This is a genomic window from Pseudoxanthomonas sp. LjRoot204_2, from assembly GCF_056175765.1.
Genome location: NZ_JBGFFG010000250.1, coordinates 1 through 5,000, shown reverse-complemented (window position 1 = coordinate 5,000; position 5,000 = coordinate 1). Strand labels below are relative to the sequence as shown.

The 5,000-nt window shown below is 66.0% G+C and carries 3 protein-coding genes; 1 reads left to right on the top strand and 2 read right to left on the bottom strand.

From position 1 onward, the window contains the following. Nucleotides 1-300: 300 nt before the first annotated feature. Together AC04L7_RS12165 and AC04L7_RS12160 are read right to left on the bottom strand one after the other, a co-directional pair. Nucleotides 301-1,965, bottom strand: a complete 1,665-nt coding sequence (locus tag AC04L7_RS12165; RefSeq protein ID WP_299345430.1) for an MFS transporter — start codon at nt 1,963-1,965, stop codon at nt 301-303. 11 nt (nt 1,966-1,976) lie between these two features. After that, a complete protein-coding gene (locus tag AC04L7_RS12160; protein ID WP_436000736.1) occupies nt 1,977-3,359 on the bottom strand; it encodes a DcaP family trimeric outer membrane transporter in 1,383 nt (460 codons plus the stop codon). A 321-nt stretch (nt 3,360-3,680) separates the two neighbouring features. On the opposite strand from AC04L7_RS12160, the gene AC04L7_RS12155 reads away from it, so the two are divergent. Further along, the coding region (locus tag AC04L7_RS12155) for an acetate--CoA ligase (RefSeq protein WP_475513091.1) at nt 3,681-5,000 on the top strand (1,320 nt) is incomplete at its 3' end.

Sequence of the window (5,000 nt, the reverse complement as noted above, 5' to 3'; positions counted from 1 at the left end):
CATCCGGGTAGGCCGGGTCGTAGCGGAAGTCTTCGTCGGACAGTTCCAGCACGCGCTGGAAACGGTCGGCCGCCGGCACGCCGGAGGCGACCAGTGTGGCATGCACCGCATCGAGCACGGACGATTTGAAGGCCGCGTCCTTCGGCTTGCGGACGGTCACGGTGACCAGGGGCATGGCGCAACTCCGGCGGGATGAAGATCCCAGCTTATCCCGCCGCGCGTCGTACAAAAGAAGACGCCGGCCACGGGGGCCGGCGTCGGGTGGCCGGTCCTGGGAGGGACCGGCCCGGGGAGGAGCGTTTACTTCGTGATGTCGACGTCCTTCGTCTCACGCAGGAACAGCGTGCCGATGATCAGCGTCATCACGGCGATGCCGATCGGGTACCACAGGCCGTAGTACAGGTTGCCCGTGGCCGCCACCAGCGCGAAGGAGATCGCCGGCAGGAAGCCACCGAACCAGCCATTGCCGATGTGGTACGGGAGCGACATCGAGGTGTAGCGGATCTGCGTCGGGAACAACTCGACCAGGTAGGCGGCGATCGGGCCGTACACCATGGTCACGTAGATCACCAGGATCCAGAGCAGGAAGATCGTCATCGGCACATTGATGCGATCCGTCGGCGCCTTCTCCGTGTAACCGGCCGCACCCAGCGCCGTCTTCAGTTCACCACCGAACGCGGCGGTCTTGGCCTTCACGTCGTCGCCGGACAGGCCGGCGGCTTCGAACGACGCCACCGAGGCATCGCCCACGCGCACCTGCGCCAGCGTACCCGCCGGGGCGGATTCCACGCTGTACGGCACGCCGGCACGGGCGAGGGCGGCGGTGGCCTGGTCGCACGAACTGGTGAACTTGCGCGTGCCCGGGATCGGGTCGAACTGGAACGAGCAGGTGTCCTTGTCCGCGACCACCACGGCCGGCGAGTTGCGGCTGGCTTCTTCCACGCCCGGATTGGCGAAGTGGGTGATGCCCTTGAAGATCGGGAAGTAGGTGACCGCGGCCAGCAGGCAGCCCGCCATGATGATCTTCTTGCGACCGATGCGATCCGACAGCCAGCCGAAGAACAGGAAGAACGGCGTGGCGAGGAACAGCGCGGCGGCGATCAGCAGGTAGGCGACGGTGGAATCCACCTTCAGGATGCTCTGCAGGTAGAACAGCGCGTAGAACTGGCCGGCGTACCAGACGACGGCCTGGCCGGCGGTGGCGCCGAACAGCACCAGCAGCATCAGCTTCAGGTTGCCGCCCTTCAGCGAATCGCGGAACGGCGTCTTCGAGCCCTTGCCTTCGGCCTTCATCTGCTGGAACAGCGGGGATTCGCTCAACTGCAGGCGGATCCACACCGAAATGCCGAGCAGGATGATCGACGCCAGGAACGGAATGCGCCAACCCCAGGCTTCGAACGCCTCGGTGCCCAGCGACAGGCGGCAGGCCAGGATCACCAGCAGCGACAGGAACAGGCCCAGCGTCGCGGTGGTCTGGATGAAGGCCGTGTACAGGCCGCGCTTGCCGTCAGGCGCATGCTCGGCCACGTAGGTCGCCGCGCCGCCGTACTCGCCGCCCATCGCCAGGCCCTGTGCCAGGCGCAGCACGATCAGGATGACGGGCGCCGCCATGCCGATCGATGCGTAGTTGGGCAGCACGCCGACCAGGAAGGTCGAGATGCCCATGATCAGGATGGTGACCAGGAACGTGTACTTGCGGCCGATGCGGTCGCCCAGGCTGCCGAAGAACGCCGCGCCGAACGGACGGACGAAGAAGCCCGCCGCGAATGCCAGCAGCGCGAAGATCATGCCGGTGGTGGGATTGACGCCGCTGAAGAACTGCTTGGCGATGATCGCCGCCAGCGACCCGTAGAGATAGAAGTCGTACCACTCGAACACGGTGCCGAGGCTCGAGGCGAAGATGACCTTCTTGTGGCCCTTCGTCAGCTCGCCCTTCGACGAATGCTGCACGGACGTGGAACTCATGTGGATTCCCCTCAGAATGTGTACTTGACGGTGGTGTGCAGACGCTTCAGGTCGCCCTCGCGGTCATCCTCGAGCGAACGCTGCCCGTAGATGAGCTCCGCGCCGATATCCAGTTTCGGGAACGGCGAATAGATCAGGTTGGCGTGCATGGACTGCGTGCGCTCGGTGACGCCGAAGCCGGTCAGCGCGGCGTCGTTGTCGAAATGCGAGGCCGCATACATCAGGTTGGTGCGGATCTTCGGGCTGAACACGTGGCGCCAGGCGACGAAGCCGCCGTAGCCATCCAGTGCGCTGATGTCGCCATTGGCTTCGGTCACCACGTCGCTGCCGACGCCGAAGGCGAGGTAACGGCCGATGCCCTGGCCGGCATTCACCGCATAGCGGATGTCGTCGCTCTTGCCCAGGTTGAACTTGCCCGACACGCTGACGGACGCGCCGGTGTCGGTTTCGTCCAGCACCTTGAACTGGCGMACCATGCCGGCGACGGTGAAGTGACCCCAGTCGCCCTTGGTCAGCCAACGCGCGGTGACGTCGGGCATGGCGTTGTCCCCGCTGTTGAAGCGGGCACCGGTGCGGTACGGCGTGACGGTGGTCTGCGGGTTCTCGGCCGAGAACGACCACGGGCCCTTGGTGTAGCGGACCTGCGCCTGGCGCACGAACACCGTGCCATCGGTGGGACCGACGAAGTCGACGGCGTCCGGCAGCGCGGCCACGTCCATGAAGTTGGACCAGGTCTGGCCGGCCAGCCAGTTGTTCCAGCTGACGTACGCGTGGCGAAGGCTGACGGCGTAGGTGTTCGTCGCGGTCTCGTTGCCGGCCAGCGCATTGCTGCCGCCGCCGAAGAAGTCCATCTCGACGAAGCCCTTGAACTTGTCGCCGCTGTCGGTCACGTGGTCGGCGCTCAGCCAGAAACGCGAGAACTGCGCGTGGAAATCGGTATACGCATCGCCACCATCGGCGCCCGCACCTGCCACCGGAATCGTGCTGGGCACGTAGAACAGGCGCCCCGACGAGCCGTCCGCGATGCGGCCGTCGCTGGTATCGGTGGCCATCGCATCCATCTTGATGAAGCCGCCATAGGAGAACGTACTTCCCGGATTGGCGGCGGTCAGGATGGTGGTGCCCTGGATCGGCTGCTTGCCGGCGGGCAGGGCGGCGGGTGCGGCGGCCTGCTTGGCCTGCACCTGCGTCACCTGCTCCTGCGTGGTGGCGATCTGGGTCTGCTGTTGCTGCTGCGCGGACAGCAGCAGTTGCACCTGCCGCTCAAGATCGGCGACGCGCGCCTCCAGCGCTTTTTCCTTGGCGGTCTGTGCGAACGCCATCCCCGGCGCGATCAAGGCGACGAACAGCGCGGCAGCCAGCGGCCGTCGCGCGATTGCGGAACGTTGGGTCATAACCCCTCCCGAAAGGTTGATGGCCGCGTTGCGCGGCTGGAGGGAGACTTGCCCCTGCGTGCCGGCACCGCCTATTCGCCATTAGTCGTAACGGCAGTGCAGCAAACACAAAGCCCTACAAAAACAGGGGTGCGACGTTCCGTCGCGGCGCGCGCCGCGCGCGCTTTACGACCATCGTCTAATCGCGATGCTGCAATGCCGCACGCCGGTATGCGTCAAACTCGAACCCCCGGATGCGCCGGCGCCGTTACCCTGGAGGCGCGCCGTCCGCCCTGCTTGCTTCAGAATCGACGCATTACTTGAACGTCCCGGGAGGACCTCATGACTGACCTGTATCCGGTCAAGCCGGAATTCGCCGCCAAGGCCCGCATCACGCGCGAGCAGTACCAGCGCGACTACCAGGCCTCGATCGACGACCCCGATGCGTTCTGGGGCAAGGCTGCCGAACGCCTCGACTGGTTCAAGAAGCCGACCCAGATCAAGGACGTCAACTACGCGCTGGATGACTTCCACATCCGCTGGTTCGCCGACGGCGAGCTCAACGCGAGCGTCAACTGCCTGGACCGCCAGCTGGCCGGACGCGGCGACAAGGTCGCGTTGTTGTTCGAACCCGATGGCCCGGATTCGCCGTCGTATGGCGTGACCTATCGCGAGTTGTACGAGCGCACCTGCAAGCTGGCCAACGCGCTGCGCGCACTGGGCGTGCAGAAGGGTGACCGGGTCACCATCTACMTGCCGATGATYCCCGAKGCSGCCKTCGCSATGCTGGCYTGCGCRCGCATCGGCGCCATCCACTSSGTGGTGTTCGGCGGCTTCGCGCCGAACTCGATCGCCGACCGCGTGTCCGACTGCGCCAGCAAGCTGATCATCACCGCCGACGAAGGCCTGCGCGGTGGCAAGAAGGTGCCGCTGAAGGCGAACGTGGATGCCGCATTGAAGCTGCCGGGCACGAACTCCGTAGAGACCGTGCTGGTGGTTCGCCACACCGGCGGCGCGGTGGACATGCAGATGCCGCGCGACCGCTGGTTCGACGCCGTCGTCGATGCGCAGCCGGCCGAGTGCGAGCCCGAGCGCATGAACGCCGAGGATCCGCTCTTCATCCTCTACACCTCCGGCTCCACCGGCAAGCCGAAGGGCGTGCTGCACACCACCGGCGGTTACCTGCTGTACGCGGCCTACACGCACGAGGCCGTGTTCGACCTGCGCGAAGACGACATCTACTGGTGCACCGCCGACGTGGGCTGGGTCACCGGCCACAGCTACATCGTCTATGGCCCGCTGGCCAACGGCGCCACCGCGGTGATGTTCGAGGGCGTCCCCAACTACCCCAGCGTGTCGCGCTTCTGGGAAGTGATCGACAAGCACAAGGTCACCATCTTCTATACCGCGCCCACCGCGATCCGCGCGCTGATGCGCGAAGGCGAAGCACCGGTGAAGAAGACCTCGCGTGCCTCGCTGCGCCTGCTCGGCAGCGTCGGCGAGCCGATCAATCCGGAAGCCTGGCGCTGGTACTACGACGTGGTCGGCGACGCGCGCTGCCCCATCGTCGACACGTGGTGGCAGACCGAGACCGGCGGCATCCTCATCACGCCGCTGGCCGGTGCCATCGATCTCAAGCCAGGCTCGGCGACGCTGCCCTTC